12 protein-coding genes and 1 pseudogene are annotated in these 16,874 nt (G+C 52.5%); 4 read left to right on the forward strand and 9 right to left on the reverse strand.

Annotated features, from left to right (window positions below; translation table 11 throughout):
• Positions 1 to 131: 131 nt before the first annotated feature.
• Complete coding sequence (locus tag AC790_RS18555; protein ID WP_369817624.1) at positions 132 to 338, reverse strand: DUF2767 family protein; 207 nt, start codon at positions 336 to 338, stop codon at positions 132 to 134.
• A 514-nt stretch (positions 339 to 852) separates the two neighbouring features.
• Positions 853 to 1,074: a hypothetical protein gene (locus tag AC790_RS18560; RefSeq protein ID WP_049852721.1), complete on the reverse strand. Its 222-nt coding sequence runs from the start codon at positions 1,072 to 1,074 to the stop codon at positions 853 to 855.
• Between the two features lie 1,191 nt (positions 1,075 to 2,265).
• On the opposite strand from AC790_RS18560, the gene AC790_RS18565 reads away from it, so the two are divergent.
• The gene (locus AC790_RS18565) at positions 2,266 to 2,856 is read left to right on the forward strand and encodes a hypothetical protein (protein WP_152929145.1); all 591 of its coding nucleotides are present in this window, start codon (positions 2,266 to 2,268) and stop codon (positions 2,854 to 2,856) included.
• On the forward strand, positions 2,857 to 3,354 hold the full coding sequence (locus AC790_RS18570; RefSeq protein WP_049852723.1) for a hypothetical protein: 498 nt from the start codon (positions 2,857 to 2,859) through the stop codon (positions 3,352 to 3,354). It abuts the gene before it with no gap.
• 51 nt (positions 3,355 to 3,405) lie between these two features.
• Here AC790_RS18570 and AC790_RS18575 read toward each other — a convergent pair whose 3' ends face one another.
• The 4 genes from AC790_RS18575 to AC790_RS18595 form a co-directional block, all read right to left on the reverse strand.
• Complete coding sequence (locus AC790_RS18575) at positions 3,406 to 3,609, reverse strand: hypothetical protein (RefSeq protein WP_049852724.1); 204 nt, start codon at positions 3,607 to 3,609, stop codon at positions 3,406 to 3,408.
• 2,003 nt (positions 3,610 to 5,612) lie between these two features.
• Positions 5,613 to 5,798: a hypothetical protein gene (locus AC790_RS18585; protein WP_049852726.1), complete on the reverse strand. Its 186-nt coding sequence runs from the start codon at positions 5,796 to 5,798 to the stop codon at positions 5,613 to 5,615.
• Between the two features lie 1,301 nt (positions 5,799 to 7,099).
• Positions 7,100 to 9,286, reverse strand: coding sequence for a bifunctional diguanylate cyclase/phosphodiesterase (locus AC790_RS18590; RefSeq protein ID WP_082204296.1), 2,187 nt, complete (start codon positions 9,284 to 9,286; stop codon positions 7,100 to 7,102).
• Between the two features lie 395 nt (positions 9,287 to 9,681).
• Positions 9,682 to 9,921 (reverse strand): antitoxin Xre-like helix-turn-helix domain-containing protein, encoded by a 240-nt coding sequence (locus AC790_RS18595; RefSeq protein ID WP_049852809.1) that lies wholly within the window; start codon positions 9,919 to 9,921, stop codon positions 9,682 to 9,684.
• Between the two features lie 354 nt (positions 9,922 to 10,275).
• Between AC790_RS18595 and AC790_RS18600 the strand changes: the two genes are divergently transcribed.
• Positions 10,276 to 10,482, forward strand: a complete 207-nt coding sequence (locus AC790_RS18600; protein WP_049852727.1) for a DUF3606 domain-containing protein — start codon at positions 10,276 to 10,278, stop codon at positions 10,480 to 10,482.
• On the opposite strand, the pseudogene AC790_RS18605 reads toward AC790_RS18600, so the two are convergent.
• Positions 10,479 to 11,940 (reverse strand): annotated as a pseudogene (locus AC790_RS18605) (methyl-accepting chemotaxis protein). The gene AC790_RS18600 and the pseudogene AC790_RS18605 sit on opposite strands and share 4 nt — an antisense overlap.
• Positions 11,941 to 12,280: 340 nt before the next feature.
• Between AC790_RS18605 and AC790_RS18610 the strand changes: the two are divergent.
• On the forward strand, positions 12,281 to 14,062 hold the full coding sequence (locus tag AC790_RS18610) for a sensor domain-containing phosphodiesterase (RefSeq protein ID WP_049852728.1): 1,782 nt from the start codon (positions 12,281 to 12,283) through the stop codon (positions 14,060 to 14,062).
• A 305-nt stretch (positions 14,063 to 14,367) separates the two neighbouring features.
• Here AC790_RS18610 and AC790_RS18615 read toward each other — a convergent pair whose 3' ends face one another.
• Together AC790_RS18615 and AC790_RS18620 are read right to left on the reverse strand one after the other, a co-directional pair.
• Positions 14,368 to 14,556 carry a biofilm development regulator YmgB/AriR family protein gene (locus AC790_RS18615; RefSeq protein WP_072093451.1) on the reverse strand — a complete coding sequence of 63 codons (189 nt, stop codon included), beginning with the start codon at positions 14,554 to 14,556 and terminating at the stop codon, positions 14,368 to 14,370.
• Between the two features lie 119 nt (positions 14,557 to 14,675).
• On the reverse strand, positions 14,676 to 16,265 hold the full coding sequence (locus AC790_RS18620; RefSeq protein ID WP_049852729.1) for a diguanylate cyclase: 1,590 nt from the start codon (positions 16,263 to 16,265) through the stop codon (positions 14,676 to 14,678).
• Positions 16,266 to 16,874 lie beyond the last annotated feature (609 nt).

Genomic DNA, 16,874 nt, shown 5'->3' on the forward strand with positions numbered 1-16,874 from the left:
GCAGGCTCTTTTGTTACGCTCACTGAAGCTTTAAATAGTAAAAAATTATCAAAATTTAAAGCCTAAGAAGCCGTCACCAATCCGTCATAACGCCAAGAAACTATACGTTTGCGCCAACGACGATAATTATTTTACTTATCCAACACACCCAGTGCAGCTTTCATTGCTTTGATGAGTATCTCCGGCCGCTCGGGGTGTTTCTGTGCTAACGCGGCTCTTAATGCATCCGCGATAACGATTTGTTTTGACTCTTCTCCATGATCATGGAGTATGAAAACAAGATCTCCAACCACACGGCACATCTCATTATACAGCTCATCTAATTGCGTTGAATTCAAAATCCACCTCCCGATCACTATTCATTTAACTAAAAAAGTACATTAATAGTTTATTCACAATTTGATTAAAACTTAGCGGACCTGACCACAGAAATAATCCTTTAAATACTCATTTATCCGTAAAGGATGAAGAATTCCCCTCCCAAACTCCTCTTATATTCTGCGCTTTAATGGTGACGATTCGTTACAGATTGACTGCTAATTATTAAAAGCTAAGCTCATAATTATCATTCGTTCAGTGAATATCGTAAGGGAAATTGCCATGCGTTATCTATTGCTGCCAGCCTTTATGACAATCGTGATAATGATAGTTATATTTCTTATGCAGATTGGCTGGAGCCCTTCCCCTTGGTAAGGGACTCACAAAATGTTTATAGCACAAATTTTTTCCCTGCCAGAATCAGACTCGTCCGTTTGTTGGTTAGTTATACCTTTCTGTTTTCCTTGCTTTAAATTTCTGATTACTGTTGGCAAGTTAGATTTTAGAGGAAAAAAGCCGCTAAGCAGCTTTTTCTTAATCAGACTTCTTTTGCGGTTGCTCGGTAAGTGAATCTATGAACCTTTTCTGCTTGTCATTAAGATCGAGTTTTTTTATTTTTTCAATATCAACAACCTTAGGTTTCTCAACCGGTTCGATTCTGGGTTTTCCTGTAAAGCTGTTAGTAGCATAGGTGACCCCTGTAGCTATAAGCCCCCAAATAATAAGACAAAATAAAAAAACCGTAATCCATGCCATTCTTCTCGTGACCCTCACACTCCATGTCTCCTTCAGTAAAATAGGCAGAAGTAGGACAAATCCCAATAAAGGATAGTTCAGGAAGATGACAATTTCAGATGAAAAAGCTAGAAATCAAGATCATATCGCATCAGTGACAAAGCATTTACTCTGAAAAAATCGAATGAAAAAACGATTCCTCTTCACTGATAAACCGGCACGCGCACCGGTGAAAACCCGACGTTTCTCTCCGCAAGAAGCGAAAGCCACGCGGTGCCATCATCAAAATTATCGATAGAAAGGCTGACAGGCGCCTGATGCCTGTTACGAAAGCGTCCATATGTAAAATGAACTCCGTTCTACTGCCGCCCTGCATTACATGGTCAGGTACCGGCGGCCTTAATTGCGGGGGAAGAGCTGGCTTATGGCGTCAGGAATGACATCGAGCGTCGGGGCAGAGCGCTGACATAACGCGCTACTCCGTCAGGCAAGGACCATCCTGCTTCAGAAACTGCCTGACGCTACGGAGGTCATGAAGGTAACGCTCTCTGCCTGGTTGTAAATCGGGTATGGCCTTATGGCCGAGACCTCGCGCCCGGGCGGATGGAATAATTGGCCGCTTTACGCACCGGCGTTACGACCTGGTAAGGTACAAAGTCACAGTAGCTGGCGGGCGTCAATTCTAAAAAGTTTTCTTTCTCGCGGGCTTGCATAAAGGTTCTGAGGAACTGCAGGTCCCGGTCATCCCACGCCCGCCGAGGTGCAGGGCGAACAGTTCCGGATCAGCCTGTCCCTGCCCCTTCTGCCATCATCGGGGACGCCTGCCGTTGAATGCAGAAGCCCGCTATTCAGGATTCTGACTTGATCATCTGCGGAAACAGAAACACTGATGTGTACCGGATAACTGCAGGGACACATATTTTTTGTTAATTTTCAGAAAATATTGAGGCAGTTGGTTCCCAAAGAAGCTATTTGTTAAGGAATAAATAATAAAAAAATCAGTGCTACCTTTTGCCAACCTTTACCAGGAAACTGATTCTGACAATGATTAAGTGCTCCCGAATAAAAACTCAAATACTCACGTTGACTTCAACTGAGCCTGGCAAAGATCAACCCAATCTAACCCGCATCCTCGTAGAGTCATGGCTAGAACATGGACATTCGAACTTATGGACCCCTTCCGCAGTCACGTTTAATATCCGTTGGCACATAATGGTACCGGGATATAACCTGCTTAAGCCTGGCATGGTCTCGGCAGTTTACCGCCCGGGAACTTTCTTTCGCCCCGGCAAGCTGGAAATTGCTCCTGAAGGCCTGTCACTAACACCACACCTGCGAGGGCAAGGCATGGGCACCTGGATCATGATGAAGCTGGTATGCTGGGCCACGTCACTGCCTGATCGCACGCAGATAGAACATATCCGGACTGTATTTATCGAGAATGACCCGTCCAATCTCATAAGGCAGGATCTTTTGTTCGAAGGTGCGGGATTCCGTTTTGGCAAAGCACTTGAGAATGGTACCCGTGTATCAGAGAGTATGACAGTCACCTCACTGATTCAAAATTATCGATGGGTAAAAAAAGTTATTGTAAGCGTTCCGCACTATGCGCTCTTAACGCTCCCGTGCACGGAAAACTTCAGTCCAGAACCAGAATCTGAGGAACCTCATCTTTTCAATCTAATACAGGGGATGATAATCGGGCGAAGTTTTTTGCACCTGATCACACTTGTTGTTTCACTGCCGTTTCTTGCGCTTAGCCACTTCACAGAGTGGTTAATATCGCGGCTCGATGGACGCTGAATGCTTATTAACGACTTGAACGGTGGACACCCTTATATGCAGCATCAGGTTGCTGGTAAAGTGCTCCGCCTGCTGCCAGTGTGGTTCACGGTTTTACTCCTGGTTCAGTTGCTGTTATTTAATGCTTCAGCAGAAGACCGATGCCATTTCAATGAAGCAGTCTGTAGTGTCAAGGCGATGGAGGATAATTACTGGTTAAGGGCAACCTGTGACAATGATGCCGCGCTGATTGTATCGCTCGAAGCGCCATCAGGAGAGCTCCAGGATGTGAGAAATGGTGCACACGAGAGTTCAGGAGGCTGGATTCGATCAGGAGACGCCCTTAGCGGGCATATAAATATACTTTATGCGCACACACCAACTTTAATGCTTGAGCTCTTCTATGACAGACATGGGGTGCTCAGCTTACAGGGCCTCAGGGTTGATGGTGAGTTGATTAAATTCCCCACTACGCGGGTCAGGCAGTGGGCAAGATGGCATGCGGGAAAATGCAAATAATCAATAACACAGGGAGAGCAGTCATGATTACCTTTTCTGATTACTTCATTTTTACTCAGCCAGTATTACCCGCGAAGAGTGTTCATCGCTTAAGAGCAGGTGTAACGTTGTTACAAGCAATAAAATCAGCCTGCCAATATTAGCAGGCTTGTTATTAACAAAAAGAGCAGCACCCGGCCCGAGCGCATGTTCAACGTTCATCGCTTCTTTACGGATATCATGAAAATGGGTAAGTGCACACTTTGCATTCGGCACGTTCTGTTCCTTAAGTTGCATTGCATAGGTTCTAACGCTAAGAATGTAACCTCTCCAAACGTCAGTTCCCACTAAGGAATTTTTCTGGTTGCCGATTTCAAAAAATTGGTAATCCGGTATAAACGCCTCATGGAGCAGTGAGGCCGGCAGGCATAAAAGTTACAAACGAATATGATTTAGTCTGGTAGAGTGCGGTTTGAAGTCAAACTTTTATAATAAAAGCGGGAGCCTTGCAGGTATTACAAAATTTATCCCGGCTGCGTTTATGTTGATAAAGAACTGGCCAAAAAATTAATGAGTCTTCCCTGGCCATAAACCGACATTGCGTTTGCTGCTGCGTATATTTATGGTTCCCCCGCGGGTATCATTGTTCCCGTGAACAACTTGTGGCGGCCTTGCGCTATGACGCTTTCCTTTCAGGCCAATGGCATTTCGGTTCATGCTGACTCCGGCACATTGTGTGCTAAATACACCATTGTTTTTTAGATTATTTTAAAACGTTATTTTTCGATAATGACGGAGGGTATATGGTCTTCAGGGGGGGCATTATAACCACGTGACAGGATTAACTCCCTGGGTATTTTGAATAGTGACCAGAGGTAGTACTGTCAGGTTCGTCAATTAAACCATAAAATAAACCCATTTAACTTTCAAACAGCCTGCTTACTTTAACTGAATAGAAAAAAAGCATTCATTAAAATTATTTTTGTAAGCTAAAAAAAAGCCGCGCAGACTGGCGCGGCGGAGCAATGAGGAGTTTTTTAAGATTATAATCATTAGAATTCTGCACATTTTAGTATGCTATCGGTCATGGTCAAGTCCCATTGAGTTTCTTCTTCCGAGGCCTACGTAACGTGGCCTGACAGGACGCTCTCAATTTATCCTGTCGCACATTTTCATCATACCCCTCAATTAAAGAATGGCCCTGCTCAGTCAGGCGGTAACGATTTTTCTCCCTGAGCCAGTCTTCAGAGTGAAAGTATTCAGCGAGCCCAGATGATACAAGTTCCTCGCGTACGATGGGCTTGACCCATGCCGGGACGGAGCCTCTTTCCTTTAAAATAGACAGCAGCCGAAAATGTTTCGGGGCCAGTTTCATCACTTCCTCCCTGCTCACATTTACTTCATAGTCGAGCGAGCGCACAACGACTTCAATCAGACTAAGGGCAAAGTATTCAATTTCGGTCCATTCTTAATATGAACCAAGGTCCCCTGAACACCGCCGCGCAAAATGGAAAAATGCGTGGTTCTTCACATAATGATGCGTGGATGCGGACTATGCCGTGAGCGTAACCGCAGGGTAATACCGCCGAATAGAATTACGACATGGCTCACGATCATCATCACGGCGCGCGCGGTGATGAAAACATTAAGGGCATTCTTAGAAAAAAAACGACGCCAAGCCGAGTGGCTTTCGGGGTACCGGCAATCTATCGCCTCAGGGCAAGGTGAAGCTATAGCCCATCGGACGATTGCTCTCGTTAAGATACACGGCAGGCGAAGAAGCAATTGCTTTATGAAGCCTTACAGGGGCAAATATCAGGGACCGTTACCGCCACAAAAGTGACTATTGTCAACTACAATGTTGCACCCATCATCTTCACGCTCAATTTGATCTACAACCCTGAAAAATCCTGCTCCCGTCTGTAATTTTGTTATATAAGCCACACTTCAACACTGTTGTGCTCATTCCCTGCTTCACACGTATGTCCCACCTCCGGCAGAATGCGTGACAGCCTTTTGCAAGCATCCTGACTTGTGCACTTTAAAGGGCTCCAAAAAAAGGGCCTGTACAGGCCCAAATGCTGCTCACTTAAGCAATAAATTGCCTATGTATACAGGTGCACTATTTATGGCGACCGATCCGCGCTTAACTGTCAAGCAATAGCCCGTTCAGGCCCCGCAGGATCGCGTTCATTTGGCGCTCAGATGCTTACAGCCCGGCGCCTTAAGTTATTCTAAGCAATAGGCAAAACCTTACCCGCACATCGGCGGCGGCGGATTCATCCGGGCGCGTATTTCTGTTCATAGCGTTCAACATCGCGTTCCGCATCCTCCACCTCCGACAATAGCGCGGCAAGATCTGTTACGCCAGCCGATGGATTACGGCATGCGCGCCGGTAGCGCAGCCGCAGCGCCACCAGGCGAATTAAGGATTCACGATAAGGCGTGGCGCCTTTTCTCATCATCTTATCTCCTTCAGCTAGTCTGACTGCGACGCTGACCGAGCCACTAAGTTCTGCACAGCGTTCTCCTTTACCTCGCTCGTCACGCCCATAAGTCGCGGTTCGTGAAGGGCTAAGTTATATCTTCTGCACCGCACGGGCAGGCTCCGCCCCCCTTACTCTGCGCCAGAGTACCGCCGAACGGACCGCCGCAAAAGACGAATGCTTCCAGATGAACTCACATTCGAGATCGAACTCGCAAACCCGGTTCTGAGCTCGTTTGCCAGAATATCCACTTTAAGCACCTCACGCAGTACTCACAGGATATGCTTTGCACTCTCGGACACATATAATCCGCGGGAACTGCATTGAGGATTATTACCCCGGCATTACCGTAGCAAAATAGGGGCCATATTTTCTGATGGCTTAATTCCGCCCCCGTGCGCATCCCGCCCATGTGTGTGAGACGCGGAATGCCAATCGTTACCCTGTTATTTTGTAATGTATACTTTCGCAATAGCGTGGTTTTTTTCTGATGCGCTTACTCAAGCCGGTAATCAGCATCCATATCGGCTTGTGCGAGATCAGTGACGCGTGAGCCTGAAGCAGGCGAAGGTTAAGACCGCATAACCCAACAAGCGCAGAGCGAACCATTCATGGGCAGCCATTCGCTGACGCCAGTGCTCTCCAGCACACGACCTATCTGGACTTCCGCGTTTTCCAGTCTGTCTAATGACGGAACACATATGTGCAAAACCACCAATGGGTCACGCGCTAAAAGTTTAGTTCGATACAGCAGTGTTACTGGCCATGCATGGGGATTGCGATATGCAAAAGCGTCACCAGAGCGACTTATCTCATGATTTTGTGCATAATGAAAAAGAATCTTTAAAAAGGTCGGTAGTTCATCGGGTAACCTGGGAAGCTGTGTCAGTAATTCATTAAGGCGCTTCCTGCCACCGATACTTTTTTTAATTCCATATTGGAAAATATTCTTAAGCGGTTTTTATCTTTTATTTTACGCTAAAAATAGCGTGGATATATGAATACAGAAGATATCCCGTTGTTTATCTATCGTAATTATTGCTTGCGGAAACTTTCGTTCCTCTTATTCTGACAGTTATTAATCAGTCACTTTTTAAAGAAAGAATAACAGTCAGAATCAACCCTAAAGAGTCGATTAACGCTCCAGCATTTATCGGTTGTTTTACTTAAGAATAAGTCCAGCAACCGCCAGACAATAGTTCATGAGTGATACAGACAGGGGAAGGGTCACATCCTCAGCCCCTGCATTTTTATCCTGATAGTGTTCGCTGCCAGGTGACTTAAGGGATCAATTGGGGCAGGCTGTTAGCATCCGCCGCTAGCAGTGATTCAAATTCGGCCGCGCTTAACGGCGGGCATAATCCATTTCCCTGCATGATGTCGCACTGGGCCGCAGTAATAAACGCTTGCTGCTTCATATCCTCCACGCCTTCCGCCGCCACGCTAATACCCAGGCTTTTACCCAGCGCTGCAATTGCCCTGAACATCATGCGCACATTTATACTCGTTTCGATTTCGTGTGTCAGCGACTTATCGATTTTAAAACCGCTTACAAAGCCGTGCCGAAGAAGGTTGATCGCGCCAAGCGTTTTTCCGTAATGGTCAATGACGAATGACGCACCCGTTTTTCTAACGGCTTCAAACCGCGCCGGCGCGTCCTGGATCAGAACAGTCAGCAGAGGTTCATCAACCTCCAGATCTACAAAACCCGCTTCGCAACCAGCACATTCCCGGAGCACGCTTTCAAGCCCTGGCCCTGCCAGCTGGCGGGGGAAGAGATTGATGCTGACCCGGAGCCCGGGGCAGCGCACGTGCCACTGCCTGACCTGAGCCAGTGCGCTGCGAATAATCCACTCACCGAGCGTCAGGGACAAGGGATTTTTCACCAGCATGCTGATAAATTCGGCCGGCAGCAACAGCCCGCGTGCAGGGTGCTGCCAGCGTATAAAGGCTTCACAGCCAATCAGGCGTGCATTCTGCACGTCGTAGCGTGGCTGATAGTGCAGAACAAACTGCTGCTGGCGGACTGCGGCCTCCAGCTCTCGCTCAAAGCGCCGGCGCTGCTGCTCCGCTTCGCGAAACGCCGGCAGGAAAAGCACACTGCAGCCTTTCCCTGATGCCTTGGCACGGTAGAGGGCAAGGTCGGCGGCGGACATCATTGCCGACGGATCTTCCCCGTGATCGGGATAGGAAGCGATGCCCGTACTGGCACCGATAATAACCGGGGAGTCATGGTAACGGAACGGCGTTTGTACAGCAGCAATCAGGCGCTCAGCGGTGAGGGATGCCTCGGTACTGCCACCTGGCAGCAGAATAATAAACTCATCCCCACCTAGCCGTGCAGCGGTGACCGCGCTGGCGCACACCGCGCGTATCTGATCGGCGACGTGACACAGTAACGCATCGCCGGCGGCGTGACCGAGTGTATCGTTCACCTCCTTAAATCCGTCGAGATCGGTCATTAACAGCGTATATGGTACGCCAGCCTCAGTCAGCTGGCCGAGCTGCTGCATAAACGCACTCCGACTGGCAAGACGGGTCAGCATATCAAGAGAGGCAAGCTCGCAGAGCCGGGCCTCGCTTTCGTGACGGGCGGTGACGTCGCGGATAATCATGCCGACCAGTCGCTCATCGTTTTCCCGCCAGCCCGAAAATGACACTTCGGCGGGAAATTCACGTCCATCACGCCTGAGCCCCCAAATCTGCAGCGTGCGCGGACGGGAAATGGCGGCCTCGTCCGCGCTCAACCGCTCAAGCTCATTACGGTAATCAGTCTGACATCTTTCAGGAATGAGTCCGGCCACGTACTGCCCTGACATCTCATTCGCGTCATATCCAAAGAGGGCGCTGGCGGCCGGGTTCCAGAAGGTGATGCCGCGGCGCAGGTCGGTACAGATGATGGCGTCCGGTGAAGTGGCCGATATTGCCTGCAGTCGCTGCTGGCTGGCATGTCGCAGCAGCTCAAGCCGGTGCACCTCCATACGGTCCATTACCAGCGCGGCGATATCGGCCAGGTGTTGCCTGTCTGCATCCGTCAGCGGAGGGCGTGGCTGTGTGTCGGTCAGGCAGACAGTGCCGATGTGGTGCCCGTCCGGGGTGGAGAGCGGGACGCCCGCATAAAAGCGGATGTGCGGATAGCCCAGCACCAGAGGATTATCGCGAAAGCGCGGGTCGATAAGGGTATCGGGCACGCAGAGAATATCACCCTGCGCCAGCGTATGATCGCAGAAAGCGACCTCTCTGGCCGTGCCGGAAATGTTTAACCCGTACCGTGACGTGAAGAACTGGCGCTGATCGTCAATCAGCGAGACAAAGGCTACCGGCACGCGAAAAAGGCGGGCGGCGAGCGTGGTAAGTCGGTCAAGCGCATCTGCTGGCAGGGCGCCTGTATGCTGGTACTGTGCCAGCGCGTCGAGGCGGGCCGCCTCGCGGATATCAGTCAGGCGTTTCAGGGGCTGTCCCCTCATGTTTGGTTTACTGTGGCCGGCATGACACAGCATAAAGGGGACACGTTCAATCAGACGGAGCCGCACAAACTTTGCTGCCGCCCCGCAGCCGGAAGAAAGGCCCATCCGTGGGCCCGCACGCTCAGAGCCCTGAAGCCCGGCATCTGCCCGTTGGAAAAGGCCGGTCTGAAAAACATAAGCTCATGACCATTGAAGTGACCATGAAGTGGATTTTCCGGAGCATTCCTGGCCGGCATTCATTGCTGCAGAGATGTTACACCCCGCGTTAGGGACGCAACCGAAATATTGCGCGCCCCGGGCCGACCGATCGGTGAAACAACACTTCCTCTCATGGCATTAAATCCCTGTATCGGCATATCTCACCTGAACTTCAGCTCCGGCGTAAACGGCGCTTCTTATTTTTTTTTCTGCGGGATAAGTGCAAAGTACGGATGCTGACCGGCGAGCAGCAACAGCAGCTCATATTCGGCCTGGCTGAGAGGGGCCGGATTCTTTGCCGCCTCCTTCGTCTGCCAGACGCGCAGGCTGAGGCCAAATCGTTCAGCGGCGCGTTCCTGGGACAGGCCGGCGGCGAGCCGGAGTTCACGGACGTTGGACTGTACGCTGACGGACTGCTGTAATCGCTGATTTCCCAGAAATAACCTCCTGTTGCCCCCCTCAGTGAGGGCCAATGCCGAAGTGGCCTTTGTATCGCCTTTAATCATTACATTATCTTAACTGTAAACCTGCCCAGTCAAGACGACGGTGTTCAGAAAATGGCAGTGTGAGAGAATTAAACGAAATTAATCTGGCTCCCTCTTTCTAAATCATGTTTGGAATAGGCAAACAGGGGGGCAATACCGCATCCAGGATTTATCTCCTTTTTAAGTGATTCCGCAACACAAAGATTATTCCGGTATATACCGGCCGCTCATTTATGGGGGAATGGTGGGGATTATGGGGCGACATTTAATCATCGCCCTACCCTGAAAAATATAAAGGATAACCTGATGAAACACCGCGATTATATTCAGCGTCGCGTGCCTGGCGATCTCAGCCGCGTGGACATTCGCGAGCAGTGGCAGATAACATTCTGGACGCAGGAGCTATGCACCACGCAGGAGCGTCTTGTCCGTGCCGTGCGGGAGGCTGGCCCGGAAGCTGACCGCGTTCGCGAATGGCTGGAGAAAAACCCTCCTCCGCGTGCATCCCGCTAATGACGGCCGAAGGCAACCCAGCCGCCCTGTTTCGCGGGTGCGGCACGCATATTACGGGGAGGCTGCGCCGCCGGGTTTACAGCCGCCACTCCCTCGGCCTGTGCAGCCTGCGGCAGCGTGAAGCGGGTAATTACATCGCCGAGGGCCGCAGTCTGCCCACTGAGGCTATTAGTCGTCGCAGAAACCTGCTGAACCAGCGCTGCATTCTGCTGCGTCACGCGGTCAAGCTCTGCTACGGCCAGCGTGACCTGCGCGATGCCTTTACTCTGCTCTTCAGAGGCCATCGCAATCTGCCCAATCAGCTCGTTCACCCCGCCGACACCGTGTAGCACCTCATCCATGGTGGTGCCAGCACTGTTCGCGGCTCTGCGACCGTCGCTGACACGGGCCACGGTATCCGCAATCAGCGCCTCAATCTCCTTCGAGGCGGCTGCGCTGCGCTGCGCCAGCGAGCGCACCTCTGCGGCCACCACCGCAAAACCGCGCCCCTGCTCGCCGGCGCGGGCGGCCTCAACGGCGGCGTTCAGCGCCAGAATGTTAGTCTGGAAAGCAATACCGTTAATGGTGGCCGTGAACTGACGGATTTTTTCGGAGCCTTCGGCAATACTGCCCATGGCCGTCATAACCGAGCGCACCAGCTCCGCCCCTTCCTGAGTAGTAACCGCTGTCCTGACGGCCAGCTCCCGTGCTTCACGTGCGTTTTCAGCGTTATGGCTGACGGTGGCGGTAATTTCTTCCATGCTGGCCGCAGTCTGCTCGAGCGCCGCGGCCTGCGTAGAGGTGCGGTCCGCCAAATCCGCATTACCGGCCCCAATGTCGCCTGCCTCACGGTGAAGAACGCTTGCGTTATCGCGGATGGCCTGCACCGCATCGAGCAGGCTGTGCTGCATCTCCTTTACCAGCGGCACCAGCTGACCCACGCAGTTACGGCCCAGGTCTTCAGGCTCTCGCGTGAGGTCGCCGTCCGCGATGGTCTTAAGGTGCGCGCGGATCGTAGCCACCGGACGCACGAGATGGGCTACCAGGTAGCGGTCGCAGAAAACCAGCAGGCCGCCGGCGGCCAGCAACGCCGCGATGAGGATAATTTCGAGGCGGTGGCGGTCTGCCATGACGGGCGCGTCATCGGCCGCCAGTTGCTGCGTCAGCGCGGCAAGGCGTTCACCCGCGGCGGGTCCATACTCAGCCGGCCCGGCCGTCAGCGCAAAGCGAAAGCGACCCCAGTCGGCACCGTCGGGTACGGCGGCCATCAGCGCATTTTTTTCAGCCGCCGTGCCGCTCTGCATCACGATGCCGCTGCGCGTCAGAAAAGTCAGCTGCTGCGTCAGCGCGGTCCGCGTGCCGGTTCATATCCCGCAGGGTCACCGTCCCGTATCCGCCGGCGAGCGCCACTATCGCCAGTGAAAAGATCATCATCCATAGTACGACGCGGCGGATGGTAAAGTGTCTGAGTAACTGCATAAGGTTTTCCCCGGGGCGGTTATTAGTTAATAATAATTATTATTTTCTTCTTTCGAATTCGCGCGTAATTAATCTGCGTGCGATGCTTTGTGACTAAATAGTCTGACATGTTAATTAAAAAGATAAAACTTTCGCTCGATTAAATTAAAGAATCGTCGTCGCGTAAGGATTTCGTTAAAGAAAATAAAAATGACATCAGACCACTATACGCCTATTATAAGCCACATAATAAAGCTTCAATTGTTTTATCCTTTCGCAGAAATCGCGCATTTTACGGTCCGCTACTGTACATTTTCTCTTTTTAATTTCGTTCCGGAACCAGGCCGGGGCGGAGGAACCCATGCTGATGAACCTATCCGGCGACCATGATCGCCGCGCGCAGGCGCTGAAAGCGCTGCGCAGTACCGACGAAAGCCGCGACGACGTGCTGCGAAAATTTGTCCGGCTGGCCAGCCAGGCGCTGGGCATACCGGGAAGCTTCATCTCCGTGATCGACGATGAGCAACAGCACGTGCAGGCCGCGCATAACTTTGCGCTCCGCCAGTCTTCACGGGAAGAGTCGCTCTGCAGGCACGCGGTGGACAGCGACTGCGCGGTGGTAGTCCCTGATACGTGGCTGGACGCCCGGTTCGTTACGCACCCCCTCATCACGGGTGCGCCCTACATTCGCTTTTACGCCGGCGCCCCGCTGAAAAACCGGGAGGGTATCGTGCTGGGTACGCTGTGCGTCACCGATACCGAACCTCATTCGTTCAGTGCCGAACAGGTCACCACGCTTAAGCTACTGGCTGCGCTGGTGATGGCGTTTCTGGAGGCCTGGCACTCGGCCGGCTTTGCTGACCCGGTCACTGGCCTGCCCAACCGCCAGCGCCTTATCCGTGACCTGCAGTTCCTGGCGGCGTCGGGGGATAGTACCCCCCGACGACTGGTACTGATAGACTGCATCGATATGCCGCGTGCTTACGAACTTGCCCGCTCTATGGGCATGGGTCCGGTGGAGAGTCTGCTTAACGACGTTGCCACGCTGCTGCCGCTGCGCCTGCGCCCGGCTTCGGGCGAAATGCTTTACACTGTCGCCACCGGTCGCTTTGCGCTTCTGACGCGGGATGATAGCCACCTTACCGCGGACTGGGTGGCGGGGAGGCTGGAGGGCATCAGCGCGGATCTTGGCGAAGGCATCGCCGTTGCACTCACAACGCACACCGGCGAAGTCACCTTCACCCTTGGAGAAATTCCCGCTCAGGAGGCGCTACGCCGCGCGGTGAGCGCGCTGCATGAGGCCATCGGACGCGGGCTTCCCTCAATGCGCTTCAGTCAGGGCACCGACGCGCGTCATACGCAGGATTTTACCTTGGTGCACGAGCTGGCCTCCGCTATGAGGGGGGATCACGGGCTCTGGCTTGCTTACCAGCCCAAAATCTGTCTGCAAAGCGGCCGTCCCGTGGGACTGGAAGCGTTAATCCGCTGGCGGCACCCGCAACGTGGTGAACTCTCCCCGGCACACTTTGTGCCTCTGGCTGAACAGACCGAACTGCTCAGCGAGCTGACGACCTGGGTGACAGATCGCGTTATTAAACGGCTTGCCCGGCTGCGTAACAACTGCGTCCAGCTCCCGGTGACCATCAACGTCAGCAGCCACGACTTTGCCCGTGAGGGGTTTGCCGATGCGCTTGAGACGAAAATGATCAGGGCCAGGCTTCCAACTTCGCTACTGGGCATCGAGTGTCTTGAGACGGAACGCATTCTTGAAAGCCCTGCAGCAATGCGGGGACTGGAGATGCTCAAGCTCAGGGGCTTTGGCATTTCGCTGGATGATTTCGGCACCGGCTACAGCAACATCAGCTATCTTCGCCGTATGCCGCTTGATGTAATCAAGCTTGACCGCTCGCTTATCAGTGAATTATCGTCTGATACCGCCTCACGCATAATTGCGCGCAGCATTATTGCTATGCTCAAAGACCTCGACTACACGGTACTTGCTGAAGGTGTAGAGGATGAACGGACCGTTACGGCGCTGACCGAGTACGGCTGCGACCAGGCTCAGGGCTTTTTCTATTCTAAGGCGTTACCGGAAACAGAACTCGACGAATGGCTCGAATGGAAGCTGCGGGGGCAGTGCTGAAAACGCACGGCCTGCTCAGGTCAGAGCAGCCCCATTGTCAGGTCCGGCTCTGCCTTACCGTAAAAAAACCTGGCACGGGGAGTGCCAGGCGCAGGCAACCGCAAGAAAGGCCTTAATTGACATCATGAGGTAAGAGCCGCAAAGGAGGAGAACCCAGCGGCCTTCTGAGAGTACCATTTTGCTTAATATTTTCCAGTCAGGAGACGTCAGGTCGCCCCGTGCGGTAATGCCTGCAGGGGAGAGTCAATCCGGGTGTCCGATTATCTTTCAGCTCCGGAGTATCTCCCAGCCCCGCGAGGCACATCCTATCGCACCACGTCTGAAGTGCTTTCCAGCTCAGCTATCAGGCTGAGGATAATGTCTTTACGCAGTACGCGATCCAGGTCTGACCAGAGACACGCGAACACTGCGCTGATAATTTCGGCCTCAGGTGCAAACAGCTCACTTCTCTCTCGGAGGATATGAGGGATTTCTTCTTCGGTATTTTGCTGCATAATGCTCTTCCGGATGGGTAAAAAGACGCGAACGGAAGCCGGATGGCACCGGGCGCAACGTACGTGCGACAGCAGAGGACCGGCCTCACGCGGGGCAATCCGAAGTGGCTCAGGACACATTATGATAATTCAGGGCTGGCGTACCGGCTGAAACCGTCCGGGCCAGCGATAATGACAACGTTGCGTCCTGCTCCTTTAGCCTCGTAAAGCGCCTCATCCGCGCGGCGCAGCAGCTCATCCCGGCTACCCTCACAGTCCCTCAGTGCCGCCACGCCCGTGGACACCGTCATGGTGCCCACGAACGGAAATACAGTGGTGCTTACGGTCTCGCGGATCCGCTCCGCCGTCCGCGCCGCATCGTTCAGTTCCGTCGCCGGTAAAAGCAGGATGAATTCCTCGCCGCCAAACCGGCTGACCACGTCCCCTGCACGGCATGCCTGACGCAGCAAGGCAGCGAGGCTTACCAGCACCGCGTCTCCGGCGTCATGCCCGTACCAGTCATTGATTTTCTTGAAGTAATCGATATCAATGGCAATCATGCACTGATCCTGAACGTCATTTATCTGGTCGGCCAGCACATTAAAACCGCGGCGGTTACAAAGCCCTGTCAACGGATCGGTCATGGCCTCATCGCTGAGCGCGGCCATGCGCCCTGCTACACCCTGCCGGTATTCCTGAACGGCTTCTTTCAGTCGGTCTGCTTCATAATACCAGGCCTGCACCAAGGTAAGCGGTACGGGCTCTACGTCGCTGCCTCCATTACGTACCATGTCGGCGAGCCTCTCCAGCGGAGAAGCGATGCGTCCTGCCAGGAGGGCCATTGCGGCGGCCGTAATGGTAATGATTCCCAGCAAAAACCACAGTGCATTTTCTACCGTGTGCAGCAGGATGTGCCGGACCGTTTCCGATGTACCGGTGATAAAGATGTTCCAGTCGGTGCGGTGCAAGCTCGCGTAGCCAGTGAGGAACTGCTGGCCGCCGCTTTCGGTGCTGAATCGCCCACTGTCGGTAGCGGCAAGCCGCTTAAGAAGCGCCGGGCTTAGCACCATTTGCTCACCTACGCGGGAAGCATCATGGCTGAAGACAATCAGGCCGTCATTGCTGACAATGCTCACCGCCGCCCCTCTGGCATAAAAGTGCTGGCTGAGTATGTCGCTCAGCATGCTCTGCTTTTTAAGGTAAATGGTGCCACCTATGTATCCAAGATAACTGCCGTCCGCCGCAAAAAGAGGCTGTGACAAAAACACCACGTAGTTGCCCGACGCCGAAGTAAACGGTGAAGAAATGAAAGGTTTCTGCGTGGCAATAGCCTGCTGACTCGCGTCGGAGTGCAGTTTCAGGCCGACCAGACTCAGGCTTTCCGGCGAGGTGGCAGCAATAACCGCATCCCGGTTCACCACCACGACCGTATTAAAAAAACCGGACTGCAGCCGCAGACGCTCTGTCTCATCCCGCAGCAGTGCCGGGTCGGTCAGCCCCTTTATCTGCGTGGCGCTCCAGGCCAGCTCACGCTGCGCCGTAGCGAGGTAACGGTCGGTAGTGTCCGCGAGCTTGCGCGCATAGGCAATATTGCCTTCCAGCAGGCTGTCCTCAATGTTAGCCTTCTGAAAAAATAGCAGCGTACCCAGAAGCAGGCCTGAGGTAAGGACGACGCCCCCGATGGAAAGTGACATCAGAAGCGTGCGGAGGCGGAGTTTTTTCAGAAGCATGGCGTTAAGGGCCCGGGTAAAGGTGTCATCAGATCTTACCTTCATGAGACGCAGCCGAAGGGAAGAGCAGCGCGCAATAAATACATCACGCTGGGCGATTGGGTCAGACCTCGCATTACCACTTTAGAGTACCTTTTCTCCCTTAACTCAATTTTGCATTATAACTCGCTGCTGTTATGAGATTTTTGTAGATTTAATGCAGAAAAAAGATTATCAAAGAGTGGTATCGTCTCACCACGGTACAAATCAACGATTAGCCCGTTATAGCTTACGGGCATTTTTTTAGAACAATGGTTAAAAATCAATATCTTGTCAGAAATGCTTTTAAAAATGAGTTAACCTGACACTGTTGAATTAATAAACAAATCTGCTTTGCATGCATACATCTGGTGACTGGAAAGTAAGTACTTTTATACCACACGGATGTAAAATGCCTGTGACCAAAACTATTCCGGGCTCAAATGAGACGCAATTACGTCTGACAATCTTCTGCCAATCGTTTTGTCAAACGAATTACTTTCACAGCCTCACAAACCCGTGGGTTACGCATTTAACGAACAGGTTGCGTGAATAACGATTTGCCAGGCATTTTCATCTCATAAAGAGTTC

The sequence above is a fragment of the Pantoea sp. RIT-PI-b genome, from assembly GCF_001187905.1.
Classification (GTDB): domain Bacteria; phylum Pseudomonadota; class Gammaproteobacteria; order Enterobacterales; family Enterobacteriaceae; genus Pantoea; species Pantoea nemavictus.